Raw genomic sequence first — 21,748 nt, forward strand, 5'->3', positions numbered from 1 at the left:
CTGCGCGTCCGCGCGCCGGCACGTCTGACGCAACTGCTACGTCCGTGCCTGCGGCGTCGGGAAATACACGCCGGCGCGCTGCGCCGCGTTCGAAATATGCGTCTCGATCGCCTGGCCCGCCGCGATGGAATCGCGCGCCTTCAGCGCCTCCAGAATCACGCGATGTTCGATGTACGTGGACAGCACCAGTTCGCGCCGGTAGAACGGCATGCGTTGGCTTTCCTTCATGATGTCCGCGCTGCTGCTCAGAATCGATTCGATCGCCGCGTTGCCGGCAATATTCACGATCCGCATGTGGAAGTCGTAGTCGAGGCGAGCGGCTTCGTCCAGTTCGTCGCACGCAAGCGCTGTTTGCATGGCCGTGATGTTGTCCTCGAACCAGACGAGGTCGGCCTCGCTGACGGCAAGCGCCGCCATGCGCGCGATAAAACCTTCGAGCGCGTAGCGCATCTGGTAGGTATCTGGCAATGACGATTGCTCCGCGAACCGCCACGACTGCGCGGCCGTGGCCTGCGCATTTTCCACGTAGACGCCCTTGCCGGGCCGGATCATCAGCAGACCGAGCGCTTCGAGCGTGGACAGCGCTTCGCGCAACGACGCGCGACTAATCTGCAACTCCTCCGAAAGCTGACGCTGCGCCGGCAGCAAACTGCCCACCGGATAGACGCCCGCTTCGATCCGCTCGCGAATGGTCGCGATGGCGGCGTCGGTGACGGTGTGCGGGGCGTTTTTCATCGTAACTCACTTGAAAGCGTGGTCAGACCAGCATTGTATTACGCGTGCCGAGCGCTTAGACGGCACATCTTTCCGCATTCGCGATACGACCCGAAAGAGCTGAAAAAACAACGGGTAAACACTGTTCTTTGAAACCTTGACGTCAGTATATCGGCTTCCTACTATCTGCCATAACAGTACTGGTCGGACCAGTCTGAACAGATCAGCATCTCAACCAGGAGAAAGCCGTGTTGAAGTTCTTCAATTCGCTGTTTGGCCGGGTCGTCATTGCGCTAGTGGCCGGCATTGTGATCGGCGCCGTGTATCCGCATTTCGCCCAGTCGCTGCGTCCGCTCGGCGACGGTTTTCTCAAGCTGATCAAGATGGTGATCGGCCCGATCGTGTTCTGCGTCGTGGTGAGCGGCATGGCGCATGCCGGCGATCTGCGCAAAGTCGGGCGCGTCGGTTTGAAGGCGGTGGTCTACTTCGAGGTCATGACGACGATCGCGCTCGTGATCGGGGCGGTGCTCGCGTATGCCACGCGTCCCGGTGTCGGCATGAACATCAATCTGCATTCGCTCGATCCCGCGTCGCTCGCCACGTACACCGAGAACGCCAAGAGCCTCAAGGACACCGCGGGCTTTCTGCTGAAGATCATCCCCGACACGGCGATCAACGCGTTTGCCACCGGCGACATCCTGCAAATTCTGGTGTTTTCCGTGCTGTTCGGCTCGGCGCTGTCGCTGCTCGGCAATAAGGCGCAGCGCGTCAGCAGCCTGATCGACGAGTTGTCGCAAGTGTTTTTCCGCGTGATGGGTTTCATCATCAAGCTCGCGCCGCTCGGTGTGCTCGGCGCGATCGCTTTTACGACCGGCACCTACGGCGTCGAATCGCTCAAGCAGCTCGGCATGCTGGTGCTGGTGTTCTACGCGAGCTGCTTCGTATTCGTGGTGGTGGTGCTGGGCGTGGTGATGCGGCTGGCCGGCTTCAGCGTCTTCAAGCTGATTCGCTATCTGCGCGAAGAACTGTCGATCGTGCTCGGCACGGCTTCGTCCGACGCCGTGCTGCCGCAGATCATGCGCAAGCTCGAATGGATGGGCGTGAAGGATTCGACCGTCGGCCTGGTGATTCCGACCGGCTACTCGTTCAATCTCGACGGCTTCTCCATCTATCTCACGCTCGCGGTGATCTTCATTGCGCAGGCCACCAACACGCCGCTGTCCGTGCATGACCTGATCGTCGTGGTGCTGGTGTCGCTGGTGACGTCGAAGGGCGCGCACGGCATTCCCGGCTCGGCGATCGTGATTCTGGCCGCGACGCTGTCCGCGATTCCGGCGATCCCCGTGCTCGGCCTTGTGCTGATTCTGCCGGTCGACTGGTTCGTCGGCATCGCCCGCGCCTTGACCAACCTGATCGGCAACTGCGTGGCGACGGTGGTGGTCGCCGTGTGGGAAAACGATATCGACCGGGTGCGCGCGCACCGTGTGCTGAACCGCGATGCGGGGTTGCGCTACGTGCCGGCCGGCGAAGATTCGAGCGACGGATCCGTGGCGGGCGAACACGCCCCGGCAGTCTGATTTCCTGCTCGCCTCCGAATTGAAATCCGCGCGCCGACGCCGCGCGCTTCCAGCCTCGACGGATGACGACCATCCGCCGACACTCCTTCACTTTTTCGTTGCCTGACCGAGACTATGGCCAATCCGATCCTCGACCCCAACGCCCCCGCTTTCACCCGTCGCTACATGAATCTTGCCGACCCGCGACTCGGTGCGAAAGCGCTGCACGCCAGCGACGAATTCTTCGCGCCCAAGGAACGCATGCTGGAACCGCAACCGGCGGTGTTTATCCCCGGCAAATACGACGACCACGGCAAGTGGATGGACGGCTGGGAAACCCGCCGCAAGCGCACCACCGGTCACGACTACTGCGTGATCCGCCTGGCGCGACCGGGCGTCGTGCATGGCGTCGATCTGGACACGAGTCACTTCACCGGCAACTTTCCGCCCGCGGCGTCGATTGAAGCCTGCTACGCGGACGGCGACATGCCGCCCGACAATGCCGACTGGCAACCGCTCGTGCCGGCCACCACGCTGCAAGGCAACCAGCACCATTACGTCGAAGTGAACGACGCGCGCGCGTTCACGCATCTGCGGGTGAATCTGTATCCGGACGGCGGCCTCGCACGCCTGCGCGTGTACGGTCAGCCGAAACGCGACTGGGAGCGGGTCGCCAGCGGCACGTTGCTGGATCTCGCGGCCGTCGAGAACGGTGCGTATCTGGTCGCGGCCAACAACCAGCATTTCGGGCCGGCCTCGCAAATGCTGATGCCGGGCCGCGGCGGGAACATGGGCGACGGCTGGGAAACCCGCCGCCGTCGCGAGCCGGGCAACGACTGGGCGATCGTCGCGCTGGCGCGGCCGGGCGTGATCCGCAAGATCGAAGTCGATACCGCGCACTTCAAGGGCAATTACCCGGACCGCTTCTCCCTGCAGGCGGCCACGGTGACGGGCGGTACCGACGACTCGCTGATCACGCAGGCCATGTTCTGGCCGATGCTGCTCGGCGAACAGAAGCTGCAGATGGATCACGTGCACACCTTCGCGGACGGCATCGCGTCGCTGGGCCCGGTCACGCATGTGCGTTTCAACATCTTTCCGGACGGCGGCGTGTCGCGCCTGCGCTTGTGGGGCGACATCGCGTAACGGAGCCCGTCGATGAAAACATTGCAAATGGAGCGCCTGACGCGAGCGGGCTTCGCACCGTTCGGCGACGTGATCGAACTGGACGGCGCGCGCCACTTCGCGATCAACGGCGGCACCACCGAGCGTTTTCACGACCTCGCCAGCGTCGACGTAACGGAGCAGGGCGGCCGCCCGCTGATCAACCTGTTTCGCGCGCAGCCCCGCGCGCTACCGGTGGCGATCACGATGATGGAGCGGCATCCGCTCGGCAGTCAGGCTTTCATTCCGTTGACGGCGGGTCGTTATCTGGTGGTGGTCGCGCCGGCGGGCGAGTTCGACCCGGCGCGGATGCGCGCATTCTGGACCGACGCGTGGCAGGGCGTGAACTATGCGAAAGGCGTCTGGCATCACCCGTTGCTGGCGTTGGACCGGGTGAGCGATTTCGTGGTGGTCGATCGCGGCGGCGAGCAGCCTAATTGCGATGAGTTGTCATTAGCCGAGCCATGGCGACTTGAGTTCGAAGCGAGCGCGGAGCTGGTCGAATAAGGCCACACGCGCGCGTCCCACTGCGCCACAGAAACAGAAAGACCCGGCCGATTCGCATCGGCCGGGTCTTTTTTTCCTACCTGCCGGCACGCGCACCCCGACGCGGCCGACTCTCGCTTACACCGCCCGAAGGCGCGTCAATGCTTGCGATGTGGGCAATTTTCCTTGGTGCACGCGCCGTACAGCGCCAGCGCGTGTTCCTGCAGCTTGAAGCCGCGTTCCTTCGCAATGGATTGCTGACGGCTTTCGATCTCGGAGTCGAAAAATTCTTCGACGAGCCCGCAATCGAGGCAAACGAGGTGGTCGTGGTGCGACCCTTCGTTCAATTCGAACACCGCCTTACCCGATTCGAAGTTGCTGCGCGACAGCAGGCCGGCCTGCTCGAATTGCGTCAGCACGCGATACACGGTTGCCAGGCCGATATCGAGTTCTTCATGCAGCAGGTTGCGGTACACATCTTCGGCGGTCAGATGACGCACCGGGCTGTGCTGGAAAATCTCAAGGATTTTGAGGCGCGGAAGGGTCGCCTTGAGCCCGATATTCTTGAGATCGGTTGGATTGGTCATGACAAGGGATCCCTAGAGTACAATGCTGGGCTCTCATAGTAATGTGTTTTTGCCGTTCTGGTCATCTTCGATGGAATGAAACTCGCGCGGCTCGTCCACGGGCCCGCACGGTGAGTGAAATGATTTCAAAATCTCAATTGATCTACCGGGGGAGCCGCATGCGGGGTACCTTGATCGCTGTTGCGACTGTCGCGGTTCTTGCCGGATGTTCCACTTACGACAGCCTGACACAGCGCGTTGCCCAAAGCATCACGCCGTACCGTATCACGGTCGTGCAGGGCAACTTTGTTTCGAAAGAAGCGGCTGCACAAATGCAGGCCGGCATGTCGCGCGCGCAGGTAAAGCAGTTGCTCGGTACGCCGCTGTTGACCGACATGTTCCACGCCGACCGCTGGGACTACGTGTTCTATTTCAAGCGCGGCTCGACCAACGTCGTGCAGCAGCGCGATTTCGTGGTGATTTTCTCGGGTGACCGTGTCGCGAGCTGGAGCGGCGGCGACGATCTGCCGTCGAACCTCGAGTTGCTGGCTGAAATCGACGGCGACAAGCTCGGCAAGAAGAAGGCTGCAGCGTTGCTCAGCCCGGCTAGCGGCGCGAGCGCGCCGGCTGCTGCCGCTGCCGCACCGGCCTCGTCGGCTGTCGACGGCGCTGCCGCAGCAGCCGTGCCGTCTACTGACGCCAATGCGGAAGCAGCGCAAGCCGCCAATCGCGCGACCAACGCGGTGTCGTCGGGCGGCGGCTTGCGGCCGTCCGTGCCAAGCGCGCCGACCGCCAGCGGTGGTGGCATTCCGTCAACGGGGCCGACGGCTGCGGGTCAGCCGCAGTTCCAGTTCCACCGTCCGCCGCCGCCGCAGAATCCGAATACGGACAACAGCAATCCGGTCGGTCCGACGGGTCCGCAAAGCAGCAACGGCGGCCCGACGTACAACGCGCCGCTGACTTCCTCTCCGTCGACTTCGGGAACGGGCGGCTAATCCGGCTGTCCGTGTCTTAAGACGGGCACAAGATCGGCCATCGCGCACACACCATCGCGTGGTGCGCGGCGCCGGTCCGGTTCTCTGCATTTTTCAGTGATGCGCGGCGCCCGGGCGTGCTGTCCGCTGCCGCTTCCCCCCGCATTTGCCGGGGTTTTTGCTTTTTCCGAACCCTCGAAGCCATGAAAATTGCCATTGCTGGCGCATCGGGCCGTATGGGCCGCATGCTCATCGAAACCGTCCTCAACGATGCCGACGCCACGCTGTCCGGCGCGCTCGACCGCGCGGGCTCCCCGCAACTCGGTCAGGACGCCGGCGCGTTTCTGGGCAAACAGACGGGCGTACTGCTCACCGACGACATCGAACGCACGCTCGCCGAGTCCGACTACCTGATCGACTTCACGCGCCCCGAAGGCACGCTGGTGCATCTCGAAGCCGCGCAGCGCCACAACGTGAAAATGGTGATCGGCACGACCGGCTTCGACACCGGGCAGAAGGCGCAACTGCGCGCCGGCGCGGAGAAGGTCGCCATCATGTTCGCGTCGAACATGAGCGTCGGCGTGAACGTCACGCTGAAGTTGCTGGAATTCGCGGCGAAGCATTTCGCGACCGGCTACGACATCGAGATTATCGAAGCGCATCACCGTCACAAGGTCGACGCGCCGTCCGGCACGGCGTTGACCATGGGCGAAACGATCGCCCATGCGCTCGGCCGCAATCTCGACGACTGCGCGGTCTATAGCCGCGAAGGCGTGACCGGCGAGCGCGATCCGTCCACCATCGGTTTTTCGGCGATTCGCGGCGGCGACATCGTCGGCGATCATACGGTGCTGTTCGCGGGCATCGGCGAGCGGATCGAAATCACGCATAAATCGGCGAGCCGTCTGTCGTATGCGCAAGGCGCGCTTCGTGCTGTGCGTTTCCTCGAAGGCCACGCAACCGGCTTTTTCGACATGCAAGACGTGCTCGGCCTGCGCGACGCCGGTTAAGCAAGCCACGCAAGCAGGCGGCAGGGGCAACGCTGCCCCTGTCGCGGCCCTGAAATCACTTTCCCCCGGCGAGGTCAGATGGCAGGCAGCAGCGGCATTATCCATTACCTGCAAACCAGCGACGCGATCACGCATGGCGTCGCGTACGTGTTGCTGGCCATGTCGATGGCGAGCTGGTGTTTTCTGATCGTCAAAAGCTGGATTCTCACGCGCGCCAGGCGTCAGGCGAACCGCGCGATCGCGCAGTTCTGGCAAGCCCCCACATTGTCGGACGGCGTCGCGGTGTTAAAACGCGTGGACCGCGAGCGTGTTTTCACGCCGCTCGCCGAGGCGGCGTTGCACGCGGCCGAAGTGGATATTCCCGGTGCGTTGCTGGCGCGCGTCGAACGCGGCGAACGGGTGCTGCGGGCGCTGCGGCAGGCGCTCAACGTGTCGCAGCGGCGGCTCGAATTCGGTCAGGTGCTGCTGGCCTCGGTCGGTAGCACGGCGCCGTTCGTCGGCCTGCTCGGTACCGTGTGGGGCATTTATCATGCGCTCGGCAGCATTGCGGCGAGCGGCCAGGCGCAGATCGAGAATGTCGCCGGTCCGGTCGGCGAGGCGCTGATCATGACCGCGTTCGGCCTGGTGGTCGCGATTCCGGCCGTGCTCGCGTACAACGTGCTGGGGCGGATGGTGCGGCAATTGTCCGAGGAACTCGACGGGTTCGCGCACGACCTGCACGCTTACGTGTGCGCGCCGGCGGAGCCCCGCGAAGTGCCGGCGCGGATTCAGCAGACCTCGGCTCACTGATCCACCTGCGCGCGTCACGCGGCACTCAGGCAGAAGGAGGCGACATGGCATTCGGCGGACTCGAGAAAAAGCAGACGGCCGCGCCCATGGCCGAGATCAACATGACGCCGCTGATCGACGTGATGCTGGTGCTGCTGGTGATTTTCATCATCACCGCGCCCTTGTTCACGCACGCGATCCGGCTGGATCTGCCGAAAGTCGCATCGGCGCCCGCACGGCAGACGCCGCAGACCATTTCCCTTTCCATCGACGCCGCCGGCAAGCTCTACTGGAACGCAAAGCCCATCACGCTGGAGCAGATGCGCGCCCAGTTCACGCAGGCGGGAAAACAGACGGATCAGCCGGAAATCCAGCTACGCGCGGAGCGCTCCACGCGCTACGAAGTCATCGCGCAGGTCATGGGCGCGGCGCAGCAAGCCGGACTCGAGCGGATCGGCTTCGTGACGGACCCGCCGCCGCCGGGCGGAATGCCGCAGGGCGCCGCGCACTAGTTGCGTTCCTGGCGCGCAGTCAGCACCTGGTGGGCACGCGGGAACGCATCGCCACGCCTGACACCGCGCGGCGTACCCGTCCGCGAACGGTATAATCAGCGCTTTCCCCCGCAGAAGGGGAATCACGCCATTTCATCCAGCAGAGCACCAAAGCGGCCGGTGCGAAAGCACCGAACCCAGCGATCCCATCACACCATGCACGAAAAATACGTTCCCTCCGACGTCGAATCCGCCGCGCAAGGGCAATGGCGCGCCATCGACGCGTACAAGACTTCGGAAACCACCGGCAAACCCAAGTTCTATTGCGTCTCGATGCTGCCGTACCCGTCGGGCAAGCTGCACATGGGCCACGTGCGCAACTACACGATCAACGACGTGATGTACCGCTATCTGCGGATGAACGGCTACAACGTGCTGATGCCGATGGGTTGGGACGCGTTCGGCATGCCGGCCGAAAACGCGGCGATGGCCAACAACGTGCCGCCCGCGAAGTGGACCTACGACAACATCGCTTACATGAAGAAGCAGATGCAGTCCATGGGCCTCGCGATCGACTGGTCACGTGAAGTCGCGACCTGCAGCCCCGATTACTACAAATGGAACCAGTGGCTGTTCCTGAAGATGCTCGAAAAGGGCATCGCGTACAAGAAAACCGGCACGGTGAACTGGGACCCGATCGACCAGACCGTGCTCGCTAACGAGCAGGTGATCGACGGCCGCGGCTGGCGGTCGGGCGCGCTGGTCGAAAAGCGCGAAATCCCGATGTACTACATGCGCATCACGCAATACGCGGACGAACTGCTGAACGACCTCGACGGCCTCGGCTGGCCCGAGCGCGTCAAGGTCATGCAGCAGAACTGGATCGGCAAGAGCTTCGGGGTGAACTTCGGCTTCCCGTACGAGATCGACGGTGAAGAGAAGCTGCTGCGCGTGTTCACCACGCGCGCCGACACGATCATGGGCGTGACCTTCTGCGCGATTGCCGCCGAGCACCCGCTTGCCACGCGTCTCGCGAAAGACAAGCCGGAATTGCTGCCCTTCATCGAAGAATGCAAGCGCGGCGGTGTGGCTGAAGCCGACGTCGCGACCATGGAAAAGAAGGGCATGGGCACCGGCTTCTACGTCACGCATCCGCTGACGCAGGAACAGGTCGAGGTGTGGATCGGCAATTACGTGCTGATGAGCTACGGCGAAGGCGCGGTAATGGGCGTGCCGGCGCACGACGAACGCGACTTCGCATTCGTGAAGAAATACGGCCTGCCGATCAAGCAGGTGGTAGCCGTCGAAGGTAAGGAATTTTCGACTGACGCCTGGGCAGAATGGTACGGCGAGAAGACCGGCACGCTGATCAACAGCGGCAAGTACGACGGCCTCGCCTACGAAGCGGCGGTAGACCAGATCGCGGCCGATCTGAAAGAACTCGGCCTCGGCGATAAGCAGATCACGTGGCGTCTGCGTGACTGGGGCGTGTCGCGCCAGCGTTACTGGGGCACGCCGATTCCTATCATTCACTGCCCGAAGTGCGGCGACGTGCCGGTGCCGGAAAAAGATCTGCCGGTGGTGCTGCCGGAAGATCTCGTGCCGGACGGCACGGGCAATCCGCTCGCCAAATCCGAAGCATTCGTGAACTGCACCTGCCCGGCTTGCGGCAGCGCGGCCAAACGCGAAACCGACACGATGGACACCTTCGTCGATTCGTCGTGGTATTTCTACCGCTACGCGTCGCCGGATGCGAAGACCATGGTCGACGAGCGCACCGATTATTGGGCGCCGATGGACCAGTACATCGGCGGTATCGAACACGCGATTCTGCACCTGTTGTACTCGCGTTTCTGGGCGAAGGTGATGCGCGACCTGGGCCTCGTCAAGTTCGGCGAACCGGCCAAGAACCTGCTCACGCAGGGCATGGTGCTCAACGAAACGTATTACCGGGAAAGCGAGGCGGGCAAGAAGACCTGGTACAACCCGGCCGACGTCACGGTCTCGTTCGACGACAAGGGCCGCCCGGTCGGCGCGATCCTGAACGCGGACGGTCAGCCGGTCGTGCTCGGCGGCGTCGAGAAAATGTCGAAGTCGAAGAACAACGGCGTCGATCCGCAATTGCTGATCGACCAGCATGGCGCGGACACCGCGCGTCTGTTCGTGATGTTCGCCGCTCATCCCGAGCAGTCGCTCGAATGGTCCGGTTCGGGCGTGGAAGGCGCGAGCCGTTTCCTGCGTCGTGTGTGGAGCTTCAGTCAGGCGAACGAAGCCGCGTTGCGCTCGGGCGGTACGGTCGACGCCGCCAAACTCGGCGACGTGGATAAAACGCTGCGCCGCGAGATCTATAGCGTGCTGAAGCAGGCTGATTTCGACTACCAGCGTCTGCAGTACAACACGGTGGTGTCGGCCGCGATGAAGATGCTCAATGCGCTCGACAGCGCGAAGGGCGCCCAGCCGGCGGTACTGCGCGAAACCTACAGCGTGATGCTGCGCGTGCTGTACCCGGTGGTGCCGCACCTCACGTTCCAGTTGTGGCAGGAACTCGGTTTCGCCGACGTCCACGGCTCGCTGCTCGACGCGGCATGGCCGAAGGTCGACGAGCAGGCGCTGGAACAGGCGGAGATCGAGCTCGTGTTGCAGGTGAATGGCAAGGTGCGCGGCGCGATCACCGTGGCGAAAGACGCCACGCGTGAAGCGATCGAACAGCTCGCGGCCGCTCACGAAATGGTCGCGAAGTTCAGCGAAGGCAAGGCCCCGAAAAAGATCGTCGTGGTGCCGGGCCGCCTCGTGAACGTGGTCGTTTGACGAAAGACGGGAACATGACAGCGGACAGGGTCGGTCGCGCACGGCGGCGCCTGTCTCCCGCTGCGGAATCTACTGCGAACCAGGAGCCAATGTGACTCGCAGAATGGTATTGACGCTGGCTTGCAGCGTGCTGATGTTGTCCGCTTGCGGCTTCCAGTTGCGCGGCCAGCAGGACTACGCGTTCAAACGCCTTTATGTCGCCGGCGGTTCGCCCGCGGCCAACGCGCGCCTCACGCGCATGGTGCAAGGCGGCAGCGATACGGTGGTGGTCACCTCGGTCGCCAATGCCGACGCGACGTTGACGATCGGCGAAGGCCGCGGCGTCAGCACGCTGACACTGAACTCGCTCGGCGTGGTCGAGGAGTATCAGATGAATCTCTCGATGACTTACTCGCTGGTCGGCAAGGACGGCACGGTATTGATTCCGCCGAGCGTGATCTCGTTGAACCGCGCGATGACCTATAGCGACCAGTATTCGCAGGCCAAGGCGGCGGAAGCCGACATCCTGTTCGCCGACATGGAAAACGACGCGATCGACCAGCTCACGCGCCGTCTGTCGATCGTGCGTTCGCTGCATCCGGCGCCGGGTCAGGAAGTGCCGGCGGTGTCGCCGCGCGCACCGTTGCCGCCGCCGCCGCTGTGAGCGTGATGCCTCGTTCAACTTTGCCGGACGGTGCGCATGCAACTGCGACTTGACGCGCTCGAAGCGCATCTCGCCAAGGGGCTCGCCGGCCTCTACGTCGTGTACGGCGACGAGCATCTGCTCGCGCAGGAAGCGTGCGACCGCATTCGCGCGACGGCGCGCGCGGCCGGCTTCACCGATCGCTCTGTGTTCACCGTCGAGCGCGGTTTCGACTGGAGTTCGCTGCTCGGCGCGAGCCAGTCCATGTCGCTGTTCGGCGACCGTCAGCTGGTCGAATTGCGGATTCCGTCGGGCAAGCCCGGTAAGGAAGGCGCGGACGCGTTGAAGGCGCTTGCCGCCGCTGTGAGCAACGACGTGCTGACCATGGTCACGCTGCCGCGTCTCGACGCTGCTACGCAGAAATCGGCGTGGTTCATGGCGCTGGCCGATGCGGGCGTCGCGTTGAAAATCGATCCCGTGGAGCGCACGCAGTTGCCGAACTGGGTGGGCCAGCGGCTCGCGGCGCAAGGGCAGCGGGTCGCGGCCGGCGAAGAAGGGCGGCGCGCGCTGGCCTTTGTCGCCGAACGGGTGGAAGGCAATCTGCTGGCCGCGCATCAGGAAATTCAGAAGCTTGGGCTGCTGTATCCGGCGGGGTCGTTGAGTTTCGACCAGGTTCAGGACGCGGTGCTGAACGTCGCTCGCTACGACGTTTTCAAGCTGAACGAGGCGATGCTCGCAGGCGATGTCGGCCGGTTGTCACGCATGCTCGACGGGCTGCGCGGCGAAGGCGAGGCGGCCGTGCTGGTGCTGTGGGCGGTCGTCGAAGAAGTGCGCACGCTGCTACGGATCAAACGCGGCGTCGAGGCGGGCAAACCGCTTGCGATGCTGGTGCGTGAGAACCGTGTGTGGGGGCCGCGCGAGCGGCTGATCGGGCCGGCGCTGGCGCGTGTTACGGAAGCCGCGTTGGAAAAGGCGCTGGCCTTGGCGGCCAGACTGGATCGGCAGGTGAAGGGTTTATCGGGCGCAACGCGCGGAAATCACCGCAACGATCCGCCGCCCGACCCGTGGGACGGTCTGTTCGAACTGGCGATGACCGTTGCGTCGCCGAAAACGGCGGTCGCGCCGCCGCTGCGGGCTAGGAGCGGAGCCGCAGCGCCCGCGCGCCGGCCAGTTTGAGCGGCTGAGCGTCCTGATTCGCTCAAACCGCCGCCTCAAGCAAATCACCTCCGCCCGCCTTACAATCGTTTGATGTTTCGCTAATTCCGTCCGTCCGCCGCACCTGAGCGTGCGCGGCACCAAGAGAATCTCCATGGATATCGACCAGTACATGACCGACCTCGGCCGCCGCGCCCGTCACGCTTCGCGTGCCATGGCGCGGGCGTCGACGGCGGCGAAGAATGCCGCGCTCGCGGCTGTCGCTCACGCCATCGAACGCGATGCCGCCCTGCTGAAAGAAGCCAACGCGCGCGACCTCGCCAAGGCCCGCGACAAAGGGCATGACGCGGCGTTCATCGACCGTCTTACGCTGTCGGACAAAGCGCTGAAGACGATGGTCGAAGGCTTGCGGCAGGTTGCCGGGCTGGCCGATCCGATTGGCGAGATCAGCAATATGAAGTATCGGCCGAGCGGCATTCAGGTCGGCCAGATGCGCGTGCCGCTGGGCGTGATCGGCATCATCTACGAATCGCGGCCGAACGTGACGATCGACGCCGCCGCGCTTTGCCTGAAGTCGGGCAACGCGACGATTCTGCGCGGCGGTTCGGAAGCGCTCGAATGCAATACGGCGCTCGCGAAGTTGATCGGCGAAGGGCTGGAAGCGGCCGGCTTGCCGCAGGACGCGGTGCAGGTGGTGGCCACGGCCGATCGCGCGGCCGTCGGCAAGTTGATCACGATGACCGAATACGTCGACGTGATCGTGCCGCGCGGCGGCAAAAGTCTGATCGCGCGTTTGATCGAAGAAGGCCGCGTGCCGATGATCAAGCACCTCGACGGCATCTGCCACGTGTACGTGGACGATCGCGCGGATCTGACGAAAACGCTGACCGTTTGCGATAACGCGAAGACGCATCGCTACGGCACGTGCAACACGATGGAAACGCTGCTGGTCGCGCGCGGTATCGTGGCTGAGGTGCTGCCGGCGCTGGGCAAGCTGTATCGCGCGAAGGAAGTCGAGTTGCGTGTGGACGCGGCGGCGCGCGCCGTGTTGTCCGACGCGGGCGTGACGCCGCTCGTCGACGCTACCGAAGAAGACTGGCGCACCGAGTATCTCGCGCCGGTGCTGGCGATCAAGGTGGTCGACGGTCTGGATGCCGCGATCGAGCACATCAACGAATACGGCTCGCACCATACCGACGCAATCGTCACCGAAGACCACGACCGTGCGATGCGTTTTCTGCGCGAAGTCGATTCGGCGAGCGTGATGGTGAATGCATCGACCCGTTTCGCCGATGGTTTCGAGTTCGGACTGGGCGCGGAAATCGGTATCTCGAACGACAAGCTGCATGCGCGCGGACCGGTGGGCCTGGAAGGGCTGACGTCGCTGAAGTATGTCGTGCTTGGGCACGGCGAAGGCCGTCAATAAGCGCTGCGCCGCTCCGGCGGCCGCATGACACAAGCGCGGCTGTGCGACGCAGCAGCGCCTGTTCCCCAATCAACGCAGTCGACAATCGCACAGCCACAGGTACCGCCGATGCTCTGGGTCAAAACGTTTCACATCGTCCTGATTGCTTCATGGTTTGCCGGCCTGTTCTATTTGCCGCGCATCTTCGTCAATCTGGCGATGGAAACGGAGCCCGCCGCAACGGCGCGTCTGCTGATCATGGCGCGCAAACTGTTCCGCTTCATGACGTTCATCGCGGTGCCGGCTTTGGCATGCGGTATCTGGCTGTGGCTGGTGATCGGCATTGGCCGCGGCCAAGGCTGGATTCACGCGAAGGTCGGCGTGGTGGTGCTGCTGATCATTTATCACGCTTACTGCGGTGTCTTGCTGCGGACTTTTGAGCGCGGCGAGAATAAGCGTTCGGATAAGTGGTATCGGATGTTTAACGAGTTGCCCGTGCTGGGCATGCTGGCAGCGGTGGCGCTGGTGGTGATCAAGCCGTTTTAAACTATTAGTGGGAGCGCAACGCTTCACACTGTTAGACGTTATGCACCGACCCAAGGGTCGTATGTGACGACGCGACACGCCAGGTGCCGCCACGTCGCACGTACAGGTCGGTGAACGCGTAATCGATCGTTTTCAAACCCGATGCCGGCGTGTAGTGACTGACGCCGGACACCATCGCGACATTTCCCAATACACGTACTTTCAGATCGCCGAGCGACTGTGCTGCGCCGGGCGGCAGCGCGGGTGCGAACAGCACGTCGGCTTTGCTGCGCCGTGCGCCGTTCGGCATCGTTTCGATGAACGAGTTGTCGAGCAGTTCGTCGAGCGTGGCGCGATCGCCCTGGATGGCGGCGTTGACCCATGTCTGTTCAAGCGACGTGAGCGTTGACTCGACCTGAACTTCAGTGTGAAGGCCGGTGGCCAACACGCAGGTTGATAGGCCGAGGATGGCCAGGAAGGCTAAGCGTTTCATAACGGCTCCGTGGGAGGTAATGCGGTGTTCGAATTCGGTTGTCGACTAAGCGCGCCATCGAAAATGGTTTCGCGCGGATTGGCGGAGGGCGCTATTTAATCGTCTATGAAGCTTGGTGCACCGAACTGCGTTGATTAATGGTGGGGCGGCTGGGTTGATATTTCGGTAAGGCAGATTTTTTTGGAAGGCCTGTGATGAATTTTGTTGAAAATCGATGTTTTAATAAACGGGAATATTCCTAATCCCTCAATTTTGCGTAGGAAGGTTGTGAGAATTAGTTGGCTTTTCGGGGGGGCTGTGGCGGTGAAGGTCGGGGAGGTTATTTTTTTAATGGGACTAGTCCTATTTTTGATATTGGTATTTACCAATTCAGGGTGCGCATTGGACTTTAAGTCGAGGCTGAGGTCTGGCCGGTTCCTGCTGGATGAAGCCGTTGAGCACGCCCGGCCCAGCAAAAGTGATTGCCCCGTACCGTTTTGTGTCGAGCAATCAGCATTTTCTTAATTCTTGATTTTCCGAACCCAAAGGTCGATCGATTCTTCCGTGTTTCGAAGTTTGTCGGCAAGTTTTTTGGGAAATTTCTTAATTTAATTAGGGTGATTATTTTGTTTTTGAAGAATCTTCTTGGATTTTTTTGGTTTTTAAGAATTGTCCCATTAAATCGTGTATCCCTTAAATCTACATTTGAGTCACCAGCCGAAGGGTGAGTGACGTGGTCCAGAAGTTTGAGTTTGTATGACCGCTTTTTCATTCCCTCGGTGACCAACTGATATGCGTGAAGCGCCCATGTGGCCGCCCGCAAAACAGAACCAGTTATCACACTTTCTAGGATGAAATCGTGAACAAGTCGTACAAAACCGTTTGGAATGAAGCTACCGGGACTTATGTGGCTGCGCCGGAAGTGGCGAATGCACGGGGGAAAAAATCAACCACGAAACGTTTGCTGACGATTGGTGGTCTGGCGGCAATGGCGAGCCTCACGGCAATCGATGCAAGCGCGAATGGCTCGCTACAGTTGTGCCCAACGGGCGACGCTTCTGGTGGTGCGGGCTACGGATATGCTGGCGGTTCGACGATCGGTTGCCCCGCCGTTAATGGTACTGCCTTTCAAGGCTACGCTTTCAGCCTTCACAATCAAGGGGATGGAGGTGGAGGTTACGGTCTCGATACATCTACCGCTCGTATCACCGGCTATGACAACGGAACCTTGGAACTCAAGGGCACCAACGGCATCAGCGCGCTCAACCAATTGCAGATGAACGGCAACAAGATCACTAATCTTGCCAAGGGCACGGCGGACACCGACGCAGTGAACGTATCGCAGCTCAAGGGCGTGACGAGCGCACTGGGCGGTGGTACGACGGTCAATTCCGATGGCACGGTGAAAGCACCGGCCTACACGATTGGCGGCACCACCTATAACAACGTCGGCGACGCGCTGAGTGCGGCCGCAGCCAGCGGCAACAGCAAGTATTTCCACACCAACTCGACGGCAGCGGATTCGCAGGCCACTGGCGGAGAATCGATTGCGGTGGGCGGCGGAGCCAAGGCCGTAGGCGCAGCCAGCATCGCGCTGGGCAACAACGCGCAGAACGTGGCGGCTTCCAGCAACTCCATCGCCATCGGTGGCGACTCCAAGTCCAGCGATAAATCGGTAACCATCGGTAATGGTGCGGACACGTCCACACAGGCGTGGAGCACGGCGATTGGCACCAATGCCAAGTCCACCGGCCAGTACGGCGTGGCGCTGGGTGGCGGCGCGGTCGCTTCGGGTTCCCAGTCTGTAGCATTGGGCGCCAATTCCGTGTCCGACCGTGCCAATGCTGTGTCGATGGGCAGCAGTTCATTGCAGCGCCAGATTATTCAAGTGGCCAAGGGAACGGCAGACACTGATGCAGTGAACGTGTCGCAACTCAAGGGCGTGACGGGCGCACTGGGCGGCGGCTCGGCAGTCAATGCCGACGGTACGATCAAGGCGCCGACCTACACGGTGCAGGGTCAGACTGCGACTGACGTAGGTTCGGCATTGTCGAAGATCGACGGTGCAACCACGAAGAACACCGGTGACATCACCACGATCAACAACAACATCAACAACCTGCAGAAGGATTCGCTGCAGTGGAACGGCACGGCAGGTGCATTTGACGCCAAGCACGGTACGTCGGCCACGAACAAGATCATCGACGTAGCAGCAGGCACGTTGAACGCCACCAGCACGGACGCCGTGAACGGGTCGCAGCTTTACGCGACGAATCAGAACGTCAGCAACGTCACCAACACGGTGAACAACATCACCAACGGTGGTGGAGTCAAGTATTTCCACACCAACTCGACGGGAGCGGATTCGCAGGCCACTGGCGGAGAATCGATTGCGGTGGGCGGCGGAGCCAAGGCTGTAGGCGCAGCCAGCATCGCGCTGGGCAACAACGCGCAGAACGTGGCGGCTTCCAACAACTCTATCGCCATCGGTGGCGACTCCAAGTCCAGCGATAAATCGGTAACCATCGGTAATGGTGCGGACACGTCCACCCAGGCGTGGAGCACGGCGATTGGCACCAATGCCAAGTCCACGGGCCAGTACGGCGTGGCGCTGGGTGGCGGCGCGGTCGCTTCGGGTTCCCAGTCTGTGGCACTGGGCGCCAATTCCGTGTCCGACCGTGCCAATGCTGTGTCGATGGGCAGCAGTTCATTGCAGCGCCAGATTATTCAAGTGGCCAAGGGAACGGCAGACACTGATGCAGTGAACGTGTCGCAACTCAAGGGCGTGACGGGCGCACTGGGCGGCGGTTCCGCGGTCAATGCCGATGGTACGGTGAAAGCACCGGCCTACACGATCGGCGGCACCACCTATAACAATGTCGGCGACGCGCTGAGCGCGGCTGCGGCCAGCGGTGCCGATCCGCTCGCCGTGAAATATGACCACAGCAGCAAGGGTGCAGTGACGCTGAACAAGGGCGGTGCGGCTGTGACGATCGGTAACGTCAAGGCCGCGACGGCCAACGATCAGGCGGTGAACTTCGGGCAGTTGAAGTCTGTGTCGACAAGCGAAGCGGCAGCACTGGGCGGCGGCTCGACGGTGAACGCCGACGGCACGATCACGAAGCCGAAGTACAAGGTCGGCGGCAAGGACGCAGTGGGCGTCGACGGCGCAGTCACCGCGCTGGACGGTCGTATCGACGGCGTGGCCGGCGACGTGACGAACCTGGGTGACCAGATCACCAACATCACGAACAAGGGCACAAAGTACTTCCACGCCAACTCGACGGGAGTAGATTCGTCTGCGACGGGCGTCAATGCGATTGCGGTTGGTGAGAGTGCGCAGAGCGCGGGTACCGAAGGCGTGGCGATGGGCAAAGCTGCTAACGTCAGCGGCAAGTATTCGGTGGCGTTGGGTTCGTCGTCGACGGCCGATCGGGACAACACGGTGTCGTTGGGTTCAGCTACGTACCAGCGTCAGGTCGTGAACATGGCCAAGGGCACGGCAGATACCGACGCAGTGAACGTATCCCAGCTCAAGGGCGTGACGAGCGCACTGGGCGGCGGCTCGGCAGTCAACACCGACGGCACGATCAAGGCGCCGACCTACACGGTGCAGGGCCAGACGGCGAATGACTTAGGCACGGCGTTGTCGAAGATCGACGGTGCAACCACGAAGAACACCGGTGACATCACCACGATCAACAACAACATCAACAACCTGCAGAAGGATTCGCTGCAGTGGGATACGGCGGCAGGCTCGTTCACAGCCAAGCACGGCACGTCGGCGACTAACAAGATCGCCAACGTGGCAGCCGGTACGGCCGCAACCGACGCGGTGAACTTCGGTCAGTTGACGGCAGCTTCGACAAGCGAAGCTGCAGCACTGGGCGGCGGCTCGACGGTGAACGCCGACGGCACGATCACCAAGCCGAAGTATAAGGTTGGCGGCAAGGACGCAGTGGGTGTGGACGGCGCGGTTGCCGCACTCGACGGCCGCATCGACGGCGTGGCCGGCGACGTGACCAACATCAGCAACAACATCAACAACGGCACGGTCGGTCTGGTGCAGCAGGCATCGAAGGGCGCGAAGCTGACGGTCGGCAAGGACACCGATGGCTCGGTGGTGGATTTCCTCGGCACGGCTGGCGCACGTCAACTGACGAACGTCGCGAAGGGCGCAGTGAACGCCACGAGCGTTGACGCCATCAACGGCTCGCAGCTTTTTGGCACGGCACAGAGCGCGGCCGATGCATTCGGCGGCGGTTCGACCGTGGATGCCAATGGCAAGATCACGAAGCCGAAGTACAACATCGGCGGCGCGGACTACAACAACGTGGGCGACGCGCTGAGCGCCGTGCAGACGACTGCCGCTGGCACGGATGCAATGGCAGTCAAGTACGACACAGCAGCCAAGACGGCAATCACGCTGGCAGGCGATGGCGGCACGACGCTGTCCAATGTGGCCGCCGGCAAGGCCGACATGGACGCCGTCAACGTCAAACAGCTGAAGGACGCCGGCATCATTGACGGCAATGGCAACTCGGTGAAGGCTGTGCTGTTCGACGGTCCGAACGGCGAAGCCAACGTTGCCGGCAAGAAGATTGTGAACGTCGCAGCTGGCACGGCAGCAACCGATGCCGTGAACTTCGGCCAACTGACGGCTGCGGCGGCGAGCGAAGCTGCAGCACTGGGCGGCGGCTCGACGGCCAACGCCGACGGCACGATCACCCTGCCGGAGTACAAGCTGGATGGCGGCAACACGACGGCGGACAACGTGGGTGACGCAATCACCAACCTCGACGGCCGTACCACCGACAACAGCTCGGCGATTACCAACATCACCAACAACATCAACAACGGCACGATCGGTCTGGTGCAACAGGCTGCCGCCGGCGAGAAGCTGACTGTGGGCAAGGAGACCGACGGCACCGAAGTGAACTTCACCGGCAAGGCGGGCGACCGCATGCTGACGGGTTTGTCGGCTGGCACGGTTGACAACGCAGCAGTGAACGTCTCGCAACTCAAGGGCGCGATCGACACGATTGGCGGCGGTGCGAGCGTTGATCCGACCACGGGCAAGGTTATCAACCCGACCTGGATCATCAACAAGCACACCGACGGCAGCGGTGGTACGACGGTCACCAACGTGGGTGACGCGATCACCAACATCGATGATCGTGTAACGAACGTTCAAGGCGATGTCACGAACATCACCAACCAGATCAACAATGGCTCGATCGGTATGGTGCAGCAAGCCGCCGCTGGCGAAAAGCTGACGGTTGGCAAGGACACCGACGGCACCGAAGTGAACTTCACCGGCACGGCGGGCGACCGCATGCTGACGGGTGTAGCTGCCGGTACGGTCGACACTGCAGCGGTCAATCTCGCTCAACTCAAGGGCGCGATCGACGGTCTGGGCGGCGGTGCATCGGTTGACCCTACCACCGGTGCGGTGACGGGCCCGACGTACAACGTCACCAACATCGACGGTACGACCACCGAGGTGCACAACGCAGGCGATGCGATCTCGACGATCGACGGCCGGGTGACCAACATCGACGGTCGCGTGACGAACGTGGAAGGCGATATCACCAACATCATGAACGGCACGTCCGGGATGGTGCAGCAGGCCGCCGCCGGCGAAAAGCTGACGGTGGGCAAGGACACGGACGGCAAGGTGGTCGATTTCACCGGTACGGCAGGCGAGCGTCAACTGACGGGCGTCGCGGCGGGTGCGGTCAATGCGACCAGCGTCGACGCGATCAACGGTGCGCAACTGTTCGGTGTGTCGCAAAGCGTAGCGGATGCAATGGGTGGTGGGTCGACGGTCAACCCGGACGGCACGATTTCGGCGCCGTCGTACACGGTGGGCGGCACGACCGTCAACAACGTCGGTGACGCGATCACCAACATTGATGGCCGTGTCACGCAGAATGCCGGTGACATCAACACGATCAACAACACGTTGAACAACATCACCAACGGTGGCGGTATCACGTACTTCCACGCCAACTCGACGCTGGCGGATTCGCAAGCGCTGGGTATGGAGTCGGTGGCGATCGGTGGTAACGCACAGTCGCGGGCAGTGAACTCGGTTGCATTGGGTTCCAACTCGGTGGCTGATCGTGCGAACTCGGTGTCGGTGGGCTCGGCAGGTAACGAACGCCAGATCACCAACGTCGCGGCAGGTACGGCTGACACGGATGCGGTGAACGTTGCGCAGTTGAAGGCGTCGGGCATCATCAATCCGGACGGTACGACGAACACCGCAGTGACGTACGACAAGAATGCGGACGGCACGACCAACTACAGCAGCATCACGATGGGTGATGGCGTTGCTGGCGGCACGACGATCCACAACTTGGCGGAAGGCACGGCCGGCAACGACGCGGTCAACGTGAACCAGATGAACCAGGCGATCTCGAGCGTCACGAACATTGCTCAAGCGGCGAACAATCCGATGTTCTCCGCCGACGGCAACCGTGACACGGAAGGCGCGATCGCATCGGGTACGCACGCTACGGCGATGGGTGCAAACGCCAACGCCAGCGCGGCTAACTCGGTGGCCTTGGGTGCGAACTCGGTGGCGGATCGTGCGAGCACCGTGTCGGTGGGTTCTGCCGGTAACGAACGCCAGATCACCAACGTCGCAGCCGGTACGGCGACGACCGATGCGGTCAACGTCGGCCAGATGAACGAGTCGATTGGTGCGGCTATCGGCAACCTGCCGGCCGGCATGACGGCGAAAGACTACGCGGACCAGCAGGTCAAAGGCGTGCAGTCAAGTGTGAATCAGGTGGCGCGAGGTGCGTACAGCGGTGTGGCAGCAGCGACCGCATTGTCGATGATTCCGGATGTCGACCTGGGCAAGACCATTGCAGTCGGTGTCGGCACCGCGAACTACAAGGGCTACCAGGCTACGGCAATCGGTGCGTCGGTTCGTATCACGCAGAACCTGAAGGCCAAGCTCGGCGCGGGTATCAGCGCCGCGGGCACCACCGTCGGCGTGGGCGCATCGTACCAGTGGTAATG

The 21,748-nt window shown here is 62.4% G+C and carries 16 protein-coding genes; 13 read left to right on the forward strand and 3 right to left on the reverse strand.

Annotated features, from left to right (window positions below):
• Window positions 1-36 precede the first annotated feature (36 nt).
• A complete protein-coding gene (locus tag BX591_RS03650) occupies window positions 37-735 on the reverse strand; it encodes a FadR/GntR family transcriptional regulator (RefSeq protein ID WP_111929393.1) in 699 nt (232 codons plus the stop codon).
• A gap of 227 nt (window positions 736-962) precedes the next feature.
• Here BX591_RS03650 and BX591_RS03655 point away from each other — a divergent pair, with 227 nt between their 5' ends.
• The 3 genes from BX591_RS03655 (at window position 963) to BX591_RS03665 (ending at window position 3,941) form a co-directional block, all read left to right on the forward strand.
• A complete protein-coding gene (locus BX591_RS03655) occupies window positions 963-2,291 on the forward strand; it encodes a C4-dicarboxylate transporter DctA (RefSeq protein ID WP_111929394.1) in 1,329 nt (442 codons plus the stop codon).
• Window positions 2,292-2,405: 114 nt separating this feature from the next.
• Window positions 2,406-3,416 (forward strand): allantoicase, encoded by a 1,011-nt coding sequence (alc, locus tag BX591_RS03660; RefSeq protein WP_111929395.1) that lies wholly within the window; start codon window positions 2,406-2,408, stop codon window positions 3,414-3,416.
• A gap of 12 nt (window positions 3,417-3,428) precedes the next feature.
• Window positions 3,429-3,941, forward strand: a complete 513-nt coding sequence (locus BX591_RS03665) for an ureidoglycolate lyase (protein ID WP_111929396.1) — start codon at window positions 3,429-3,431, stop codon at window positions 3,939-3,941.
• A gap of 137 nt (window positions 3,942-4,078) precedes the next feature.
• Here BX591_RS03665 and fur read toward each other — a convergent pair whose 3' ends face one another.
• A complete protein-coding gene (fur, locus tag BX591_RS03670; RefSeq protein ID WP_012434340.1) occupies window positions 4,079-4,507 on the reverse strand; it encodes a ferric iron uptake transcriptional regulator in 429 nt (142 codons plus the stop codon).
• A gap of 158 nt (window positions 4,508-4,665) precedes the next feature.
• On the opposite strand from fur, the gene BX591_RS03675 reads away from it, so the two are divergent.
• The 9 genes from BX591_RS03675 to BX591_RS03715 all read left to right on the forward strand — a co-directional run bounded on the left by BX591_RS03675 (window position 4,666) and on the right by BX591_RS03715 (window position 14,265).
• Window positions 4,666-5,481, forward strand: a complete 816-nt coding sequence (locus tag BX591_RS03675; protein ID WP_111929397.1) for an outer membrane protein assembly factor BamE — start codon at window positions 4,666-4,668, stop codon at window positions 5,479-5,481.
• 182 nt (window positions 5,482-5,663) lie between these two features.
• Entirely contained in the window at window positions 5,664-6,470 is an 807-nt protein-coding gene (gene dapB, locus BX591_RS03680; protein WP_111929398.1) for a 4-hydroxy-tetrahydrodipicolinate reductase, read from the forward strand.
• A 78-nt stretch (window positions 6,471-6,548) separates the two neighbouring features.
• Complete coding sequence (locus BX591_RS03685; protein WP_111929399.1) at window positions 6,549-7,259, forward strand: MotA/TolQ/ExbB proton channel family protein; 711 nt, start codon at window positions 6,549-6,551, stop codon at window positions 7,257-7,259.
• Between the two features lie 44 nt (window positions 7,260-7,303).
• Entirely contained in the window at window positions 7,304-7,750 is a 447-nt protein-coding gene (locus BX591_RS03690) for an ExbD/TolR family protein (protein ID WP_111929400.1), read from the forward strand.
• Between the two features lie 195 nt (window positions 7,751-7,945).
• Window positions 7,946-10,537: a leucine--tRNA ligase gene (leuS, locus tag BX591_RS03695; RefSeq protein ID WP_111929401.1), complete on the forward strand. Its 2,592-nt coding sequence runs from the start codon at window positions 7,946-7,948 to the stop codon at window positions 10,535-10,537.
• A gap of 91 nt (window positions 10,538-10,628) precedes the next feature.
• Window positions 10,629-11,180, forward strand: coding sequence for an LPS-assembly lipoprotein LptE (locus BX591_RS03700; RefSeq protein ID WP_111929402.1), 552 nt, complete (start codon window positions 10,629-10,631; stop codon window positions 11,178-11,180).
• A 36-nt stretch (window positions 11,181-11,216) separates the two neighbouring features.
• Complete coding sequence (holA, locus tag BX591_RS03705) at window positions 11,217-12,335, forward strand: DNA polymerase III subunit delta (RefSeq protein ID WP_111929403.1); 1,119 nt, start codon at window positions 11,217-11,219, stop codon at window positions 12,333-12,335.
• 133 nt (window positions 12,336-12,468) lie between these two features.
• On the forward strand, window positions 12,469-13,740 hold the full coding sequence (locus BX591_RS03710; protein ID WP_111929404.1) for a glutamate-5-semialdehyde dehydrogenase: 1,272 nt from the start codon (window positions 12,469-12,471) through the stop codon (window positions 13,738-13,740).
• 108 nt (window positions 13,741-13,848) lie between these two features.
• Entirely contained in the window at window positions 13,849-14,265 is a 417-nt protein-coding gene (locus BX591_RS03715; RefSeq protein WP_035548595.1) for a CopD family protein, read from the forward strand.
• A gap of 31 nt (window positions 14,266-14,296) precedes the next feature.
• On the opposite strand, the gene BX591_RS03720 is transcribed toward BX591_RS03715, so the two are convergent.
• The gene (locus tag BX591_RS03720; RefSeq protein WP_111929405.1) at window positions 14,297-14,737 is read right to left on the reverse strand and encodes a nuclear transport factor 2 family protein; all 441 of its coding nucleotides are present in this window, start codon (window positions 14,735-14,737) and stop codon (window positions 14,297-14,299) included.
• 1,207 nt (window positions 14,738-15,944) lie between these two features.
• On the opposite strand from BX591_RS03720, the gene BX591_RS03725 reads away from it, so the two are divergent.
• Window positions 15,945-21,746, forward strand: coding sequence for a YadA-like family protein (locus BX591_RS03725; protein ID WP_244146851.1), 5,802 nt, complete (start codon window positions 15,945-15,947; stop codon window positions 21,744-21,746).
• Window positions 21,747-21,748 lie beyond the last annotated feature (2 nt).

This window comes from Paraburkholderia bryophila (assembly GCF_003269035.1).
Classification (GTDB): Bacteria; Pseudomonadota; Gammaproteobacteria; order Burkholderiales; family Burkholderiaceae; genus Paraburkholderia; species Paraburkholderia bryophila.